At 64.8% G+C, this 16,298-nt stretch carries 17 protein-coding genes and 1 pseudogene; 9 read left to right on the top strand and 9 right to left on the bottom strand.

Features of this window, described 5'->3' with window-relative positions; translation table 11 throughout:
• Positions 1-234 precede the first annotated feature (234 nt).
• A pseudogene (locus NFV80_RS05030) lies at positions 235-390 on the bottom strand (UBP-type zinc finger domain-containing protein); the annotation flags it as partial.
• 391 nt (positions 391-781) lie between these two features.
• On the opposite strand from NFV80_RS05030, the gene NFV80_RS05025 reads away from it, so the two are divergent.
• Complete coding sequence (locus tag NFV80_RS05025) at positions 782-1,324, top strand: hypothetical protein (protein WP_295326822.1); 543 nt, start codon at positions 782-784, stop codon at positions 1,322-1,324.
• 73 nt (positions 1,325-1,397) lie between these two features.
• Here the strand turns inward: NFV80_RS05025 and radC are convergent, their stop codons facing one another.
• Positions 1,398-2,075 carry a DNA repair protein RadC gene (radC, locus tag NFV80_RS05020; RefSeq protein ID WP_295326820.1) on the bottom strand — a complete coding sequence of 226 codons (678 nt, stop codon included), beginning with the start codon at positions 2,073-2,075 and terminating at the stop codon, positions 1,398-1,400.
• 148 nt (positions 2,076-2,223) lie between these two features.
• Between radC and coaBC the strand changes: the two genes are divergently transcribed.
• Complete coding sequence (coaBC, locus tag NFV80_RS05015; protein WP_295326819.1) at positions 2,224-3,420, top strand: bifunctional phosphopantothenoylcysteine decarboxylase/phosphopantothenate--cysteine ligase CoaBC; 1,197 nt, start codon at positions 2,224-2,226, stop codon at positions 3,418-3,420.
• Positions 3,417-3,878: a dUTP diphosphatase gene (gene dut / locus NFV80_RS05010; RefSeq protein ID WP_295326817.1), complete on the top strand. Its 462-nt coding sequence runs from the start codon at positions 3,417-3,419 to the stop codon at positions 3,876-3,878. Before coaBC ends, dut begins: the two co-directional genes overlap by 4 nt.
• Positions 3,879-3,928: 50 nt before the next feature.
• Here the strand turns inward: dut and NFV80_RS05005 are convergent, their stop codons facing one another.
• On the bottom strand, positions 3,929-4,420 hold the full coding sequence (locus NFV80_RS05005; protein ID WP_295326815.1) for a disulfide bond formation protein B: 492 nt from the start codon (positions 4,418-4,420) through the stop codon (positions 3,929-3,931).
• Positions 4,421-4,434: 14 nt separating this feature from the next.
• Positions 4,435-5,598 (bottom strand): fatty acid desaturase, encoded by a 1,164-nt coding sequence (locus tag NFV80_RS05000; RefSeq protein ID WP_295326814.1) that lies wholly within the window; start codon positions 5,596-5,598, stop codon positions 4,435-4,437.
• A gap of 147 nt (positions 5,599-5,745) precedes the next feature.
• Here NFV80_RS05000 and NFV80_RS04995 point away from each other — a divergent pair, with 147 nt between their 5' ends.
• The 4 genes from NFV80_RS04995 to NFV80_RS04980 all read left to right on the top strand — a co-directional run bounded on the left by NFV80_RS04995 (position 5,746) and on the right by NFV80_RS04980 (position 8,299).
• Positions 5,746-6,468, top strand: coding sequence for a winged helix-turn-helix domain-containing protein (locus tag NFV80_RS04995; protein WP_295326812.1), 723 nt, complete (start codon positions 5,746-5,748; stop codon positions 6,466-6,468).
• Positions 6,455-7,861 (top strand): ATP-binding protein, encoded by a 1,407-nt coding sequence (locus NFV80_RS04990; protein WP_295326810.1) that lies wholly within the window; start codon positions 6,455-6,457, stop codon positions 7,859-7,861. Before NFV80_RS04995 ends, NFV80_RS04990 begins: the two co-directional genes overlap by 14 nt.
• Positions 7,862-7,940: 79 nt before the next feature.
• On the top strand, positions 7,941-8,099 hold the full coding sequence (locus tag NFV80_RS04985) for a hypothetical protein (RefSeq protein WP_295326808.1): 159 nt from the start codon (positions 7,941-7,943) through the stop codon (positions 8,097-8,099).
• A 5-nt stretch (positions 8,100-8,104) separates the two neighbouring features.
• Positions 8,105-8,299: a hypothetical protein gene (locus NFV80_RS04980; protein ID WP_295326806.1), complete on the top strand. Its 195-nt coding sequence runs from the start codon at positions 8,105-8,107 to the stop codon at positions 8,297-8,299.
• Positions 8,300-8,408: 109 nt separating this feature from the next.
• Here the strand turns inward: NFV80_RS04980 and NFV80_RS04975 are convergent, their stop codons facing one another.
• Genes NFV80_RS04975 through NFV80_RS04955 form a run of 5 tightly spaced genes read right to left on the bottom strand, consistent with a single transcriptional unit; the run spans position 8,409 to position 13,277 of the window.
• Entirely contained in the window at positions 8,409-9,710 is a 1,302-nt protein-coding gene (locus NFV80_RS04975) for a mechanosensitive ion channel domain-containing protein (protein WP_295326804.1), read from the bottom strand.
• On the bottom strand, positions 9,707-10,984 hold the full coding sequence (locus tag NFV80_RS04970; RefSeq protein WP_295326802.1) for an RsmB/NOP family class I SAM-dependent RNA methyltransferase: 1,278 nt from the start codon (positions 10,982-10,984) through the stop codon (positions 9,707-9,709). Before NFV80_RS04970 ends, NFV80_RS04975 begins: the two co-directional genes overlap by 4 nt.
• Positions 10,981-11,979, bottom strand: coding sequence for a DUF3108 domain-containing protein (locus NFV80_RS04965; protein ID WP_295326800.1), 999 nt, complete (start codon positions 11,977-11,979; stop codon positions 10,981-10,983). The genes NFV80_RS04970 and NFV80_RS04965 overlap by 4 nt, the downstream gene beginning before the upstream one ends.
• A gap of 11 nt (positions 11,980-11,990) precedes the next feature.
• Positions 11,991-12,638, bottom strand: a complete 648-nt coding sequence (purN, locus tag NFV80_RS04960; protein WP_295326798.1) for a phosphoribosylglycinamide formyltransferase — start codon at positions 12,636-12,638, stop codon at positions 11,991-11,993.
• 3 nt (positions 12,639-12,641) lie between these two features.
• The gene (locus NFV80_RS04955; RefSeq protein WP_295326796.1) at positions 12,642-13,277 is read right to left on the bottom strand and encodes a DedA family protein; all 636 of its coding nucleotides are present in this window, start codon (positions 13,275-13,277) and stop codon (positions 12,642-12,644) included.
• A gap of 62 nt (positions 13,278-13,339) precedes the next feature.
• Between NFV80_RS04955 and mutL the strand changes: the two genes are divergently transcribed.
• Both mutL and miaA read left to right on the top strand, forming a co-directional pair.
• Entirely contained in the window at positions 13,340-15,139 is a 1,800-nt protein-coding gene (gene mutL / locus NFV80_RS04950; RefSeq protein ID WP_296758016.1) for a DNA mismatch repair endonuclease MutL, read from the top strand.
• Positions 15,136-16,089, top strand: coding sequence for a tRNA (adenosine(37)-N6)-dimethylallyltransferase MiaA (gene miaA / locus NFV80_RS04945; protein WP_295326792.1), 954 nt, complete (start codon positions 15,136-15,138; stop codon positions 16,087-16,089). Before mutL ends, miaA begins: the two co-directional genes overlap by 4 nt.
• The last annotated feature ends 209 nt before the right edge of the window (positions 16,090-16,298 follow it).

The following is a 16,298-nucleotide window of genomic DNA, read 5'->3' as shown; positions in this document are numbered from 1 at the left end:
ATCGTCAGCGCGTGCCCGATCCGGGAGAGGCGGAAAACGTCCTGCAGGATGTCTTATAGGCGTCGAGCGCCTCATCGTCGATGGCAGGGGACGGTTCTGGAGAGGGCAACTCGGGCGCAACCGAGTCGTCCCATACCAGGCGGGGAAGTACAAAATTCGGTCGGTTGCCCATGGATTTGCCTCCAGTTTTGTTATATCGGGCCGAAGTTCATCCATTCAACAGCGCTCGGAGACCTACCAGGAAAGTCGGTACTCGACAATTGCATCATCGGGATAGCAGCACAGCCAGCACTCCCCCGGCTCGGCCGAGGCGATCACGGGATGGCCGCTGGCGTGCGCATGCCGGGTGGCGCAGCGTTTCGGGGAGTCATCGCAACACAGAGTCGCGCCGCATTGTTGGCAAGTTCACCGCGCTGCACCTGCAGTCGGCAACGAAGTGATCCTTGTCGAGAGGCGGAGGGGCCGGCCGCTTGCCACGGCTGTGGGGGAGCAGATTGGCGGGCTGTGCAAGTCATGTGCCGTACTATGCAATTCCGCCGCACGACATGTCTCCATTGCGCGAATCATCGTGACATGTTGAATCCTTCAGACAACTCCTCTCGGCCTGCCCTTGCCTTCGGTTAATGTTTATCATGGCTTGATCATGAATCCTTGCCAGCACTCCCACAGGGGACTTCCGCCCCATCACATCGCGCCCATGCTGTATGCATACCCTGCGGTCCACCCGAATCGGCGCGATAAGGCCGCGCGGGCTGTTGAATTCAGGCTGTAGGCGGCGCGGATGCGATTTGCGGCAGTGCAGACGCGTTTGGATCGGCTCTCGGGCTTTGCGCGATTGGGTTTCGTTCTTGGCGGCTATGTCGGCGCTCTTGCCGTGGCGGTGTTGGCATTGGTCGCCTATGCGAGCATGACCAGCGGGCCCGATCGAGATGCTTCATCCGGCATGTACGCCTTCGCCGACGCTCTGTGCTTCATCCTGGTGTTCGCCGCCGGGTCAATCGTTCCGACGGGGCTATTGCTCTATTTCTTGCGAGCGTTGGCTGCGCCGTGGCCGGTGTTCGCATGGGTTGGCCTGGGCGTATCCGTCACGGGTCTGCTCGCTGCGGTAGACATAGCGGGGTCACACGTGGAGTACGGCATATGGTCTACGGCGGCCGTTCCCAGAGTGTTCTTGGCGCCGCTGCTGGCCGGACTGTTTGCGTTGGCCGGAGTGTTCTCGCCAAGTCGCACCAATCAAAGATGCCTCTTCGCTGCAGCGGGGATCGAGTGCATGACCAGCAGCTATGGCTTCATCCACTGGTTCGTTCCGGCAATGCTCTCCTGAGACCAAGGAATGGCATGGGCGCACGCCCAGCAGCCCTTCGCCGGCGGGCCTCGGCAGCCGTGTTCGGAAGCGGCTACAGCAATCCCCGTTCGGCAAACGACAGCGGCGGCGATTGCGCGGCGACGATGAAGTGATCGAGTACGCGCACCTCGACCAGTGCCAGCACTTGCTTCAGTTCGCTGGTCAGCAGTTCGTCGGCGCGGGAAGGTTCGGCCACACCCGACGGGTGATTGTGCGCCAGCACGACGGCGGCCGCGTTGTGCCGCAGCGCCTTCTTGACCACCTCTCGCGGATAGACGCTGGTCTGCGTCAAGGTACCGCGAAACAGCTCCTCGGCAACGATCAAACGATTCTGCGCATCCAGCCACAGCGCGAAGAACACTTCGTGCTGCAGACCGGCGAGATGCAGGCGCAGGTAATCTCGCACCGCTTGCGGCGAAGTGAAGGCGATACCTTGCCGCATTTCCTCGCCGAGCGCTCGCCGGGCCATCTCCAGGACCGCCTGCAACTGCGCATATTTGGCCGGTCCCATGCCGGGAACCTCCGCGAACTCGGCCAGCCCTGCGGCGAACAACCGGTTCAGTCCGCCAAAGCGACCGATCAGGTCGCGTCCGAGATCAACGGCGCTCTTTCCGCGGCTGCCGACGCGCAGGAAGATCGCCAGCAACTCGGCGTCCGACAGACACGCCGCACCGTGGGCGAGCAGGCGCTCGCGTGGTCGTTCGTCCTCCGGCCAGTCGTTGATCGCCATTTGCGGACCCTGATCAGAAAGTGCCGGAGCATTCTACCGAAGCCGAGCGGCGAGGTGCAGGTTACGCAGGCACCGATCCATGATGTCGTCTGGCAATCTCCAGTAGAATGTCGCGCCACACATTCTCACCGCCGAAGAGGCCCAGTGCATGGAATTGTCGGGAAAACGCATCGTCCTCGGGGTCACCGGCGGCATTGCGGCGTACAAGGCGGCCGAACTGGTCCGCCTGCTGGTCAGGGAGGGAGCCTCCGTGCAGGTGGTGATGAGCGAAGCCGCGACGCGCTTCGTTACCCCGGTCACTTTCCAGGCGCTTTCCGGAAAGCAGGTGTTCAGCGACCAGTGGGACCCGCGCGTCGCCAACAACATGGCGCACATCGATCTTTCACGCGAGGCCGACGCTCTGCTCGTCGCGCCCGCCTCGGCCGACTTTCTTGCCAAGCTGGCGCATGGTCTGGCCGACGACCTGCTGAGCACGCTGGTGCTGGCGCGCGACTGCCGGCTGCTGGTGGCGCCAGCAATGAATCGCCAGATGTGGGAAAACCCGGCGACCTGCCGCAACATCGCCACGCTGCGCGGCGACGGCATCGAAGTACTTGGGCCCACCTGTGGCGATCAGGCCTGCGGCGAGACGGGGCTCGGGCGGATGCTCGAAGCCGAGGAGATCGTGGCCGACTTAGTCGCCCACTTTCAAGCCAAGGTGCTGACGGGCAGACGCGTACTGCTGACCGCCGGCCCGACTTTCGAAGCGATCGACCCGGTGCGCGGCATCACCAATCTGTCCACTGGAAAGATGGGCTACGCGGTTGCCCGCGCCGCGTATGAAGCGGGCGCACAGGTGACTCTGATCTCCGGTCCGGTGAGCCTGCCCTGCCCGCCCGGAGTCCGCCGTATCGACGTGTGCAGCGCGCTGCAGATGCACGCGGCGGTGCACCGCGAGGTCGCCGCCAGCGACGTTTTCATTGCCGTCGCCGCGGTCGCCGATTACCGGCCCGCTCAGGTCAGCCGCGAGAAGATCAAGAAGGGTGCCCGCTCCGCGCCACCGACGATCGAACTCACGCAAAACCCGGACATTCTGGCCGAAATCGCCGCGCTGCCGGAGGCGCCGCTTTGCGTCGGCTTCGCTGCCGAGAGCGAGAACTTGCGCGACTACGCAGAAAGCAAGCGGCGCAGCAAGAAGATTCCACTGATTGCCGGCAACCTGATCCACGACGGCTTTGGCGGCGACAACAACACGCTGATCCTGTTCGACGACGACGGCGAGCACCCGCTGGCGCCGGCGCCCAAACTGCAGCTTGCGCGACAACTCGTGGCGCGCATCGCCGCCCAGCTCGGGAAGCGCGGATGACCCGCGGCGAACGCAAGGTAGACGTCAAGCTGCTCGACCCGCGCCTGCGCGACCAGCCGCCCCACTATGCCACCGCCGGATCAGCCGGTCTCGATCTGCGCGCGTGCATTGCCGAACCGGTAACCATTCAGCCTGGCGAAACGCTGCTGATCCCGACCGGCGTAGCAATCCATCTCGCAGACCCGCAACTGGCGGCAATGATCCTGCCACGATCCGGCCTCGGTCACCGACACGGAATCGTTCTCGGCAACCTGGTAGGGCTGATCGACTCCGACTATCAGGGTGAAATCATGGTCTCGACCTGGAACCGTGGCAGGGAAGCCTTCACGCTGCAACCACTCGACCGTCTGGCGCAACTGGTGGTCGTACCGGTGCTGCAGATCGCTTTCAACGTGGTCGAGGAATTCGCCGAAACTGCACGCGGCGACGGCGGCTTCGGCAGCACCGGACATTCCTGAAATCGACGATTTGCTTGCCGCGCTGCGTGCCGTTGTGCCCGCGGAAGGTGCTAGCCCGGAGCGCTGGCAGAGGAGCGCAGCGCCAGCCACAGCCCCGCCAACAGAAAAGCCAGGAAAAGAAGGGCCGACCAGTTGGCCATCGACAGGCCGAGGAAAACCCACTCCTTGCTTGAACAGAAACCGGTGGCCAGGAACATCGATGGCCAGCGGACGCCGAACCAGTCGACGATGCGTTCGATCAGCGTCGGCTCGCCGAAGCCGCACTCCAGGCTCGCTTCCGGAAAGAACTGCAACCAGCTCTGGTAAACCGCGGTGGTCAAACCGCCGCCGGCGCCCAGGGCCAATATCCCACCCCACAGGCGCCGCCAGACGGGCGCGAGGGCACCGGCCAGAGCGATGGCGGCGATCACCAGATAGAGCAGTCGCTGAAAGATGCACAAGGGACACGGCTGCAGCCGCAGCGACTCTCCGAGCCACCAGCCGGCCAGCGTCAGACCGGCCGCAGCCAGCGCCAGCAGGCCGAAACAGGCACGCAGATGCATGGCGGCCCGCCCGATCAACCCGGCACGTAGCTGCGCAGGCGCAACGAGAGGTCCTGTAGCTGACGGACCCCCGAATTCTCGGCGCGCTCACACCAGTCCTGCAGCGCCTTCAGGAGGTGCTCGCGGGAAGCATTCGAGCGCGCCCAGACCGAAACCAGTTCCTGGCGCATGGCGTAGGCGGTCTGCAGCGCACGGCTTTCCCCGAGCAGCAACTCGAGCCGCCCGCGCTGTTCCTGCGGTACCGCGCCGGCATCGGCCGCCAGCCAGCGCTTCAGCCCCTTGAAACGGCTGCCATCCTGCAGCGTGGCGAGTTCCTCGCGATAGACCTGCTTCAGCGAGCGCGCGTACTGTGACAATACGTCATAGCGGTTGACAATCACCGCCTGCAGCGTATCGAGATCGACGACCGGCCGCAGCGTGCCGAGGCGTGGCCGCGGTGCAACCTTTTTTACCTGCGCCAGACCGAGCGCAGCGAGCAATCGGATGTAGAGCCAGCCGAGGTCGAATTCGAACCAACGGATCGACAGCTTGGCGGACGTGGGAAACGTGTGATGATTGTTGTGCAACTCCTCACCGCCGATGAATATGCCCCAGGGGAAGATGTTCGTACTGGCATCCGGCGAACTGAAATTGCGGTAGCCCCAGTAGTGGCCGAGGCCGTTGATCACTCCCGCCGCCCAGAAAGGTATCCAGGCCACCTGCACCGCCCACATCAGCGAACCCGCCACCACGCCGAAAATCGCTACGTCGACCGCCAGCAGGATCGCCACCCCAAGCTTGTGCCAGGGCGAGTAGAGGTGCCTCTCGATCCAGTCGTTCGGTGTCCCGTGACCGTAGCGCAACATGGTGTCTTTGTTCCTGGCCTCCTTGACGTAAAGGAACACCCCCGTCCACAGGACCCGGTGAATGCCGACGACCTGCGGACTGTGCGGATCTTCCGCAGTCTCGCACTTGGCGTGATGCTTGCGATGAATCGCCGCCCACTCCCTGGTCACCATGCCCGTGGTCAGCCAAAGCCACAGGCGGAAGAAATGCGCCGCCAGCGGATGCAGATCAAGCGCCCGATGCGCCTGGTGCCGGTGCAGAAAGATCGTCACCGAGGCGATCGTCACTTGCGTCAATCCCAAGGTTACCAACACGTAGGTCCACCAAGGCCAATCGACCAGTCCAGCGTACATAGACCCTCCCCCAAAAAAGCACGCGAGCGATTCTAAGACAATACGTGCTGCCCCCAAAGCAGCTTTTCGCAATCTCCCGGGAAGCCGCCCTGCTGCTCATCGCCGGCGAACGTACCTCGCGCCGCCACAACCCGCTATCATTGCGGAATGAAGACACGTATCCTGCTGGTCGAGGACGATGAACGCCTCGCCGAACTGACCGCCGAGTACCTGCGCAAGAACGATTTCGAGGTTCTCATCGAGCCACGCGGCAACACCGCCGAGGAACGCATCCTCGCCGAACGACCCGATCTGGTCATTCTCGATGTGATGCTGCCGGGCAAGGACGGCTTCGAGGTCTGCCGTGCCGTTCGCCCTCACTACGGCGGTGTCATCCTGATGCTGACCGCCCGCGACGAGGACTTCGACCAGATTCTGGGTCTCGAGCTCGGCGCCGACGATTACATCGCCAAGCCGGTGCCGCCGCGCCTGCTGCTGGCACGCATCAAGGCCTTGCTGCGCCGCTCGCCAGCGCCGGCGAACACTGCCGCCGGTGACCACGCGGAACAGAGCGAGCCCTCCGAACTGGCGTTTGGCCGGTTTCGCATCAGCCAGACGACGCGCAGCACCTCGCTCGGCAGCGATGCCATCGACCTGACGACAGCCGAGTTCGACCTGCTCTGGCTGCTTGCCCGACACGCCGGCAGCATTCTGTCGCGCGACGATCTGCTGCAGGAACTGCGCGGCATCGGCTTTGACGGCCTCGACCGCTCGATCGATGCGCGCATCTCGCGGCTACGCCGCAAGCTTGGCGACGACCCGGAAAACCCCACGAGGATCAAGACCGTGCGCGGCAAGGGCTACCTCTTCAGCAAGCATGACTGGCAATAGCAGCAAGCTGCTCGCGATCCTGGGGACCTACAAGCCCGCACCATGGCGGGGACGGTACAGCCTCTCCCGACTGTTTTTCAATTTCTACCTGCTGGTCATGGGATCATTCGTGGCCATCGCGGTCTTTGCCGATTTCGTCATTTCGGCTGCCGTCAAGGGGATCACCGACGACTATACCAGCCGCTTCATGCGCGGCACGGTGCTTCTCATCGAGGACGAATTGTTCCGCCGACCGCGCTCGGAGTGGCCGAAAACGATCGAGGCACTCGATCGCAAGTTCGCCTACAAGCTGGAAATCGTCGACCGCTGGACCTTGCACCTGCCCGCGAAGCAGGCGGAAAAGCTCGATGACGGCGAACTGGCGATCGACGCGCAGGGCGACATCATCTACCACCGCCTCAAACAGACACCGCAGATCCTGGTCGTCGGCCCAATCTCGCCAGAACACAACCCCGAGTATCCGCGCGGGATTCCGCTCGACCTGCGCATCAGTCTGCTGACCTGGAGTCTGATCGGTGTCTGTCTGGCGATCGTCGTCTGGTTGTGGGTGCACCCGGTCTGGCGCGATCTCGAAGCGATGCGGCAGACCGCACGCGCGCTCGGCGAAGGACTTTTCGAGGCACGCGCACCAAGCATGCGCAGCAGCGCCTTCGGTCCCCTGGCCGAAACGCTCAACGGCATGGCCGAACGCATCCAGCGACTGATCGCGACACAGAAGGAACTGTCGAGTGCCATTTCGCACGAATTGCGCACACCGATTGCGCGCTTGCGTTTCGCTCTCGAAATGCTCACGGAAACCGACGACCGCGGCGAACGCGAGCGCCTGTGGGAATCCATGAACTCCGACCTCGACGAACTCGATGGCCTGATCGACTCCAGCCTCACCTACGCGCGCTTCGAGCGCGAACAGCCGGAACCTCAATTATGCGCCGTCGACATCGCCCCCTGGCTGGCAGAGCAGGTGGACAGCAGCCGGCTTCTGGCGCGGAGGCTGGAATTGCAGCTCGATACCACCGCCTTGCCAGCGCGGCTGCAGGTCGAACTCGATCGCAAGAGCATGCCCTACGCGATCACCAACCTGTTGCGCAACGCGATCCGTTACGCGAGGACGCGTGTCCGGGTCAGCGCCGAAGTACTCGACGAACAGATACAGGTACATGTCGACGATGACGGCATCGGCATCCCCCCGGATGAGCGCGAACGTGTCTTCTCGGCTTTTACCCGTCTCGACCGGTCTCGCGATCGCGCGACCGGCGGCTATGGATTGGGACTGGCGATCGCGCGACTGGTGCTGGAACAGCATGGCGGCAGTGCGAGCGCGGCGGCGTCGCCGCTCGGCGGTGCCCGCTTCACGCTCAGTTGGCCGCTGTCACAGAACGTCACGGAAAGCTGACGCAATCGCTGCAGACGGATCTTCCACCCGGCGCCTATCATCGCCTCCTCGATAGAAAACACGAAAAGGAGGAGACACGATGACCGACTTCACCACGAGCTGCGAGCGCTTCCTCGCCACCGCGCGCCAACACCTGTTTGCGTGCAATCTGAGCACCGTCGATCAAACGCATCTTCCCGACACTCAGTCCGCGGATCGCTGCGGCGATACCGAGAATCGCGACAGCGCCGGTACGTGAGTGCCGTGCCGCGAGACCCGCTGCCCTTCCCAGTGGCTGAAGGCGTCGGCATCTTCATCGGAATCGTCGCGTGGAACGTGCTTACCGCCGGCGAACTCGAACTTCTCAGGGCGTCGCTGATCGCTGCCGGTGGCGCCCTGGTGTGGTACGGCGCACGCCGCTGGCTGAGCGGAAAGAATGACCGAACGCCGCGCGCCTGACTTTGCCTCGACCCTCCGCCCGTCGCAACGATGGGCTTTCTCTCCCGCGCATCCTCCGGCGCGGGTTTTTTTTACAGGCACGGCGCCTGCCGCGATGCGGCAGAAGGAGTCAGGCCGCCGGCGGTGAAGCGCTGATCAGGCGAACCTCGCGCTGCGGGAACGGAATCTCGATGGCGTGCTCGCGAAAGGCGCGCCAGATCGCCAGGTTGATCGCCGAGCGAACTGCCGCCGTTCCCTCTTCTGGGTCGGCAATCCAGAAACCAAGCTCCAGATTGATTCCGCTGTCGGCGAACAGCGTCAGCAATGCTTGTGGCGCCGGGTCGGCAAGCACTCTCGGCTGCGCCAGAGCAGCGTCAGTCATCAGCCGCATCGCCAGCTCGAGGTCGGTCCCGTAAGCCACCTGCACGGCGACTGCGACGCGCAGCCGCGGATCGGAAAATGACTCGTTGCGCACGATGTTCGACACCAGGTACTCGTTGGGGATGATCACTTCGGTTCCGGCGAGCGTGCGCAACACCGTATAGCGGGCGGTGATCTGGGTGACCACACCCGAGGTCGTCGCATCGATCCCGACCAGATTGCCGATACCGATCGAACGATCGAGCAGGATGATGAAGCCGCTGACATAATTGCTGGCGATTTTCTGCAGTCCGAGACCGAGGCCAACGGCCAGCGCACCACTGAATACCGACAACGCAGTGATGTCGATGCCGACGATCGACAGGCTCAGCAACAGAGCAACCACCGACAGCACCGCCTTGACCAAGCGCCCGAGCACGACGCGGATGTTCGAGTCGAGGTTCTCACTGGCCAGCAAACGCCGCTCGACGACACCGGCGAGCCAGAGCGCCACGAGCACCGTGGTAACGACGATCACCAGACCGTTGAGCAGCGTCCACAGGTCGAGCTTCTGCTTGCCCAGATGAAAACTCACCTGTTCGAGCATGTCGATGATCGGATCGGCAAGCCCGGTAAGGTAGAGCGCAAGACAGAGCCAGATGCTGGTGGCGATCAGCCGCTCGGAAGTAGCCAACCAGCTACCCGGAGCGAGCGCATGGCGCAGAACGTAGATCGCCGCCCGCACCAGCGCCATGGAAAGCAGCAAGGGAACGGCCAGATCGAACAGGCTGACCGGACCGAAGTGCGCAACGCGGAACAGCTTGCGCACGATCAGCACCAGAAGCAGCGCGAGCAGCGGAAAGGCGACGCGCTTCAGGCTGCCGGTACCGAAGAGTCGCAGCCGGCCGTAGTCGGAACTGGCGCGCGCGAAGTCCTGCTTGCGCCAGTAGCGCGACAGCGCCCAGGCCAACAGCAGGCTCAGTGCCAGAGCCAGGATCTGCCAGAGGAACGCCGGTTCGTGGAAATCGCGCCAAAGGTCGATCAGCAAGGAAAAGAGGACGGTCTCGTTCATTTCCGCTCCATCACCGCCGCATAGAAGGCGTCGGTTGCGTGGCGATGCGGCAGCAACCGCAAGCGCTCGCCGGTATCGATCACGATCCCCTGTCTGGCCAGTATTTCCTGCGCCGAGCAGGAGACGAACTCCGGGTGCTGCGCCAGAAAGGACTCGACGACCGTCTCGTTCTCGGTTTCGAGCAGGCTGCAGGTGGCGTAGACCAGGCGACCGCCTGGCTTCAGCAGGCTTGCAGCCGCGGCAAGAATCGCCGCCTGTTTGGCGCAAAGCTCGCTGACGCTCGCCGGCGTCTGCCGCCATTTCAGGTCCGGATTGCGCCGCAGGGTGCCGAGGCCCGAGCAGGGCGCGTCGACCAGGACCCGATCGAGCTTGCCGGCGAGGCGCCGAATCTTCACATCCCGCTCGGATTCGATGCGCACGGGATGCACGTTCGACAGGCCGGAACGCGCCAATCGTGGCTTGAGCCGCGCCAATCGGCGCTCGGCGACATCAAAGGCGTAGAGGCGCCCCTGCGAGCGCATCAGCGCTCCGAGCAACAGCGTCTTGCCACCTGCGCCGGCACAGAAATCGGCGACCATCTCGCCGCGCTTCGGCTGCAGCAGGAAGCCGAGAATCTGGCTGCCCTCGTCCTGCACTTCGACGCTGCCATCGACGAACAGCGGATGTTGCGCCAGCGCCGGCTTGCCAAGCAGACGAATGCCCAGCGGCGAATAGGGGCACGGCACGCCCGCCAGCCCGTCGGCGAGCAGCTGCCCGAGCACGTCCTGCCGCTCACGACGCAGTGGATTGACACGCAGATCGAGCGGCGCCGGCTGATTGAGCGCGGCGACCAGCATTTCGATCTCGTCCGCCGCATACTGCGCCATGAACTCGGCGTACAGCCAGTCGGGCAGATCCAGGCGCACTGCCGGCGACAACTCTTCGCTTCGCATGGCCTTGGCGTGTGCCAGCCACCGGCTTTCGGACTCGCTGAGCAGTGGCGCCAGCTGGCGCCGGCTCATCCCCTGCAGGCAGCCCAGCGCAGCGAGCAGCAAACGCCGCGAACTCACTTCGCCGGCGCAGCGCGCCGCCAGCGAGCGTTTGCGGCGCAGCACGGCGAACACGGTCTCGGCGACGAGACCGCGTTCGCTGTGGCCGAGTTCGCGATGCTCGCGGAAATATCGGGAAACGACGGCATCGGCTGGCAGAATCGTGCGCAGCAGCTCGGACAGCAACACCTCGGCATGGCGGAACAAGGCCGTGGTAAAGCACGCGCGCACCGTCGTCGTCGTCATGGTGCTTCCTCGCTGAACTCGATGACCGTGGCAACCTGCACGTAGAGATCACCCTTGCGGTCGAGATGCTGGATTTTCACCGGCAGCAGCGCACGCTCGTGGGCCAGCCACAGCTCGGTCGTCGCGACGCCAGGAACGCGCAGGTGCAAACAATGGAAAGTCCCGGCGGGTACGCTGATTTCCTCGTCCCCGATGACTTCGACCGGATAGTCGGCGTATCTCTTGCCAGTGAGGATCGGCAGGCTGCCCAGGGAGCCCGGGTCTGCGAGCAAGCCCAGCTGATAGGGAAAGGATAGCAGGTCCTGCGACCCCGGCCGCAGAACTTCAGCCGGTCGCCCACTGACGCGCAGCTCCATTCTGTCCCAGTCGAACTCGGCTCGTTCCTCGCTCTCGCGCCCTTTCTGGCGGGTCACCACCAGCTCCGGAAGCAAGCCGCCGGCCGTCAGCCGACCGCGACTCTCGACCTCGTAGCGCAGCGGGCGAAAGATTCCGATCAGCCCGCTCGTTTCGGTCACCGCGGTGATCCGGTAGGCGCCATCGACGGCTTCCCACGTGTGGAGCGAGAAGCCGATCTCGAATCCCTGATCGCCCCGATCGACGCGGTAACGCACCATGCCACGCGCCGGCAGTTGCGCGGCCGTCGCCTGCGGAGCCACCGTCGGTGCTGCACCGTCTTCCCCCGCCGCCGGCTGCTCCGCCTGCCAAGCGGCGGTGGCGGGAATCGGTTCGCCTGTCGCCGAAGGAGGCGCGCTCAACACAGGTTGCGGCGCTGCCGGTGCCACCGGCCTGCGCCTCGCTTTCCGCCTCGTCACGGCTGCGCCCTGCTTCGCATCTGAACGCGCCACCGGCTGGGGTGCCTCTGGCGGCGGTGCCTTCAGCTCGGCGACCAGCGCCGGCGGCTCGCTGCCAAGCGACAAGTCGACCTCGGGCGCAAAAAGCACCAGCGCGTGCATGCCGAGCGACGCGGCAAAAGCGATGATCAGGACGACCGGCATCGCCTTGCGACCTACCCTGTCGCCGGGGCGATCAGCGCGGCGTCTCCTGCCTGTGGGGCAGCGAGCAAGACGCGGCCGTCGCACACTTTCAGGCGGCCTTCGGCGAACCAGCGCACCGCCAGCGGATAGATCCGGTGCTCCTGCGTCAGCACTCGTGCTGCCAGCGTCGCCTCATCGTCGTCGTCGAGCACCGGCACTGCGGCCTGCACGATCAATGGTCCGTGATCGAGGTCGGGCGTCACGAAATGCACGCTGCAACCGTGAATCCGGACCCCCTCGGCGAGCGCCCGGCGATGCGTGTGCAGGCCGGGAAATGCCGGCAGCAGCGACGGGTGGATGTTGATCAGGCGGTTCTCGTATCGGCGTACGAAAGTGTTGCCGAGAATGCGCATGAAGCCGGCCAGCACGACCAAATCGGGCGAGAAGCGGTCGATCGCGCTGGCCAGGGCAGCGTCGAACTCTTCACGGCCGGCGAACTGGCGATGATCGACGACGTCGGTCGGCACGCCGTGTGCGGCGGCCGTCCGCAATCCCGGCGCCTCGGGCCGGTTGGCGAGCACCCCGGCGATGCGCGCCGGCAATCGGCCGGCTTCGACTTCGGCGACGATCGCGGCGAGGTTGCTGCCGCGGCCCGAGATCAGAATGACCAGCGAGATCATGCCCTAAGCCTTGCGGTGCTGGAGCCAGCCGACAACTGCCGGCAACAGCGAAATGGCAATGATCGCCAGAATCACCACGGTCAGATTCCGTTGAATCCACGGCAGGTTGCCGAACCAGTAGCCGGCCAGCGTCAGCGAACCGGCCCAGGCAACGCCACCAATCAGGTTGAAGAAAGTGAACCGGCCGTAGCTCATTGCGCCGATCCCGGCGACAAACGGAGCGAAGGTGCGGAACAAGGGCAGGAAACGCGAAATCACGAGGGTCTTCCCGCCGTGCTTCTCGTAGAACGCGTGCGTTTTTTCCAATGCCGCCCGGTTGAAAAAGCGGGACTGCTCCCAATGGAAGACCTTCGGTCCGAGGTAACGCCCGATCTGGTAATTGAGCATGTTGCCGAGCACCGCGGCGGCGCTCAGCACGAGCAGGAGGACGCCGATATCCATGCCGCCCAACGCGGCCAGCGCGCCCGCCACGAACAGCAACGAATCGCCGGGCAGAAACGGAGTAACCACGAAACCGGTTTCGCTGAAAATGATCGCGAAGAGAATCGCGTAAATCCACTGCCCATATTGCTGCACCAGAATCGCCAGGTGCTTGTCGAGGTGCAGGATGACGTCGATAAAGCTGGTCAGATAGTCCATCGTCTAAGAGATGCATTCAGGAGGGGCGATTCTACCGGAAGGCAGACCGGTATAATCGGCACATGCTCGAATCCAAGAGTATTCGCCTGCTGCCCGATCTGCTGGTCAGCCAGATCGCTGCCGGCGAAGTCGTCGATCGACCGGCATCGGTGCTCAAGGAGCTGTTGGAGAATGCCCTCGATGCCGACAGCTCGACGATCCGCATCCAGCTCGAGGAAGGTGGTGTCAAGCTGATCCGCGTCACCGACGACGGCAACGGCATCGCACGCGACGAGCTGGCGCTGGCCCTGACCCGGCACGCCACTTCCAAGATCGCTTCGCTCGACGATCTCGAACACGTCGGCACGCTCGGCTTCCGCGGCGAAGCGCTGGCTTCGGTGGCTGCCGTCGCCCGCGTCACCCTGAGCAGCCGGCAGCGGACCGGCAACGTGCCGGCTCCGCACGCCTGGCGTCTCGGCGCCGATAGTGGAGCGACTCCCGAGCCGGCTGCCCTGCCGGTCGGAACGGTCGTCGAAATGCGCGATCTCTACTACAACACACCGGCGCGCCGAAAATTCCTCAAGTCCGACCACACCGAATTCGCCCATTGTGCCGAGGCGGTCAAACGCATCGCGCTGGCGCATCCGGAAGTCGCATTCACCCTCTCGCACAACGGCCGGGTCAGCTTGCACCTGCCGCGGAGCGACGTGCGAACGCGGGTCGGGACCATTCTTGGCGACGATTTCCTGGCCGCGTCGCGTGCGCTCGACGTCGCCGTCGGCGGGCTGCGCCTGTCCGGCCACTGCGCACTGCCGGCATACTCGCGAGCCCGTGGCGACGCCCAGTACTGCTATGTGAACGGCCGCTGCGTGCGCGACAAGTTGCTCGGCCACGCTCTGCGCGAAGCCTATCAGGACCAGTTGCACGGTAACCGTTACCCGGCGTACTGCATTTTCCTCGAAGTCGATCCGGCGACGGTCGACGTCAATGTGCACCCGCAGAAAACCGAGGTCCGCTTCCGCGACGGGCGCGCCGTGCACCAGTTCGTCTTTCATGCCGTGCAACGCCTGCTGTCGACCCCGCTGGCAACCCCGCCGGAGCCCGCACGGCCTGATTCTCCAACGAGTGCGTCCGGACTATCGGCGACGGCGGATGACGAGGCAACGGGAAACTTCGGCAGGCACGCTTCATACCAGGGCTCGCTGCGCGTCGGCGAACCGGGCGGCAGCGAATCGTATCTGGCGTTCGCACGCGCTGCGCAGAGCCCCGATTCACCGCAGCCGGCCACAGAAGGGTCCGCCCCTCCGCTCGGCTATGCGCTGGCACAATTGCACGGCGTCTACATCCTGGCACAGAACGACCATGGATTGGTGATCGTGGACATGCACGCGGCGCACGAGCGCATCCTCTACGAAAAGCTCAAGCGGGCGCTCGACGAGCAGCAAATGGCAACCCAGGCCCTGCTGATACCGGCGGTGTTCCACAGCGAAGCGCTCGACCTGGCAACTGCCGAGGAACACGCCGCGGAGTTGCAGCGGCTTGGCTTTGACCTGGCGCCGATCGGCCCGCAACTGCTGGCCGTGCGAAGCGTTCCGGCACTGTTGCAGGCCGCCGACCCGGCGGCACTGGCCCGCTCGCTGTTGCGCGAGTTGCGCGAGCACGGTTTCTCGCAACTGATGACCACGCAGCGCAACGACTTCCTCGCCAGCCTGGCCTGCCAGGGAGCGGTGCGCGCTCGACGCGTGCTTTCGCTTCCCGAAATGAACGCGCTGCTGCGACAGATGGAGGAAACCGAGCGTTCCGGCCACTGCAACCACGGCCGTCCGACCTGGACGCAACTGAGCATGGCCGACCTCGACCGCCACTTCCTGCGCGGCCGATGAGCGAAGCTTCGGCCGCCGCGGGACTGCCGTCGGCTATCCTGCTCATGGGCCCGACCGCAAGCGGCAAGACGGCACTGGCAATCGACCTGTCGCGCCGCTTTCCCGTGGAACTGGTCAGTGTCGATTCGGCGCAGGTCTTTTGCGACATGGACATCGGCACCGCCAAACCCGACGCAGCGACGCTGGCCGAGTTCCCGCATCACCTGATCAACCTGATTAGCCCCGAGCACGCGTATTCCGCCGCCCGCTTCCGCACCGATGCCCTGGCGACGATGGCCGAGATCGGCGCGCGCGGCAAGGTGCCGTTGCTGGTGGGGGGCACCATGCTGTACTTCAAGGCGTTGATCGACGGCCTGGTCGACCTCCCGAGCGCCGACCCGGCAATGCGGGCGGCGCTCGATCGCGAGGCGGCGAGCCGCGGCTGGCCGGCGATGCACGCCGAACTGGCAAGGTTCGACCCGCTGACCGCAGCGCGCCTGCGCAGTACCGACGCACAACGCATCCAGCGCGCGCTCGAAGTCTTTCGCCTGTCAGGCCGGCCGCTCTCGGCGCTGCTCGCTGACGGTGTACGGGCGGCACCGCGCTACCGCTTCGTCTCGATCGGCCTGCTGCCGGGCGACCGCAACGTGCTGCACCAGCGGATCGCTGCACGCTTCGACGCGATGCTCGCGGCGGGACTCGAAGGCGAAGTCGAGACCCTGCGCGACAAATACTCCCTGCACGCCGCCCTGCCGTCGATGCGCTGCGTCGGCTACCGACAGGTGTGGGAAGTGCAGCACGGTCTCGCACCCCATCGCGACCTGCGCGACCGCGGCATCTGCGCCACCCGCCAGTTGGCCAAGCGACAGATCACCTGGATCGGCAATACCCTGCGGCCGCGAACGATCGATTGCCTGTCGGCCGCCCTGCCCGAAATCGTTGCTCGCGAGGTCAGCGCCCTGTTCGACTGAGCTCGGGTCAAGTTGCATTGGCGAGCAGGCCGGGAGGCCAGGCGCGGGCGAGCAACGCCACACACCGACCTGCGGCCGATCTCTCGGCATCGCCTTACGGGCCGTTGTCGATACGACGAGGACGATTGCACCGCGGAAGTTCGTCCGGATCCTTGCCGCTCCTCGCCGATCCCGGTGCAGACCCGCTCACCCGGCCGCAAGCTGCGAGG

Origin of the sequence: Accumulibacter sp. (assembly GCF_023806565.1) — a bacterium.
GTDB lineage: Bacteria > Pseudomonadota > Gammaproteobacteria > Burkholderiales > Rhodocyclaceae > Accumulibacter.
Note: the sequence above shows the minus strand (reverse complement) of the source record. Positions and strands in the feature narration are given on the sequence as shown.

Coding starts and splice junctions, on each gene's coding strand:
- NFV80_RS05025 (WP_295326822.1), top strand. CDS start 782: ATGCGATTTGCGGCAGTGCAGACGCGTTTGGATCGGCTCTCGGGCTTT.
- radC (WP_295326820.1), bottom strand. CDS start 2,075: ATGGCGATCAACGACTGGCCGGAGGACGAACGACCACGCGAGCGCCTG.
- coaBC (WP_295326819.1), top strand. CDS start 2,224: ATGGAATTGTCGGGAAAACGCATCGTCCTCGGGGTCACCGGCGGCATT.
- dut (WP_295326817.1), top strand. CDS start 3,417: ATGACCCGCGGCGAACGCAAGGTAGACGTCAAGCTGCTCGACCCGCGC.
- NFV80_RS05005 (WP_295326815.1), bottom strand. CDS start 4,420: ATGCATCTGCGTGCCTGTTTCGGCCTGCTGGCGCTGGCTGCGGCCGGT.
- NFV80_RS05000 (WP_295326814.1), bottom strand. CDS start 5,598: ATGTACGCTGGACTGGTCGATTGGCCTTGGTGGACCTACGTGTTGGTA.
- NFV80_RS04995 (WP_295326812.1), top strand. CDS start 5,746: ATGAAGACACGTATCCTGCTGGTCGAGGACGATGAACGCCTCGCCGAA.
- NFV80_RS04990 (WP_295326810.1), top strand. CDS start 6,455: ATGACTGGCAATAGCAGCAAGCTGCTCGCGATCCTGGGGACCTACAAG.
- NFV80_RS04985 (WP_295326808.1), top strand. CDS start 7,941: ATGACCGACTTCACCACGAGCTGCGAGCGCTTCCTCGCCACCGCGCGC.
- NFV80_RS04975 (WP_295326804.1), bottom strand. CDS start 9,710: ATGAACGAGACCGTCCTCTTTTCCTTGCTGATCGACCTTTGGCGCGAT.
- NFV80_RS04970 (WP_295326802.1), bottom strand. CDS start 10,984: ATGACGACGACGACGGTGCGCGCGTGCTTTACCACGGCCTTGTTCCGC.
- NFV80_RS04965 (WP_295326800.1), bottom strand. CDS start 11,979: ATGCCGGTCGTCCTGATCATCGCTTTTGCCGCGTCGCTCGGCATGCAC.
- purN (WP_295326798.1), bottom strand. CDS start 12,638: ATGATCTCGCTGGTCATTCTGATCTCGGGCCGCGGCAGCAACCTCGCC.
- NFV80_RS04955 (WP_295326796.1), bottom strand. CDS start 13,277: ATGGACTATCTGACCAGCTTTATCGACGTCATCCTGCACCTCGACAAG.
- mutL (WP_296758016.1), top strand. CDS start 13,340: ATGCTCGAATCCAAGAGTATTCGCCTGCTGCCCGATCTGCTGGTCAGC.
- miaA (WP_295326792.1), top strand. CDS start 15,136: ATGAGCGAAGCTTCGGCCGCCGCGGGACTGCCGTCGGCTATCCTGCTC.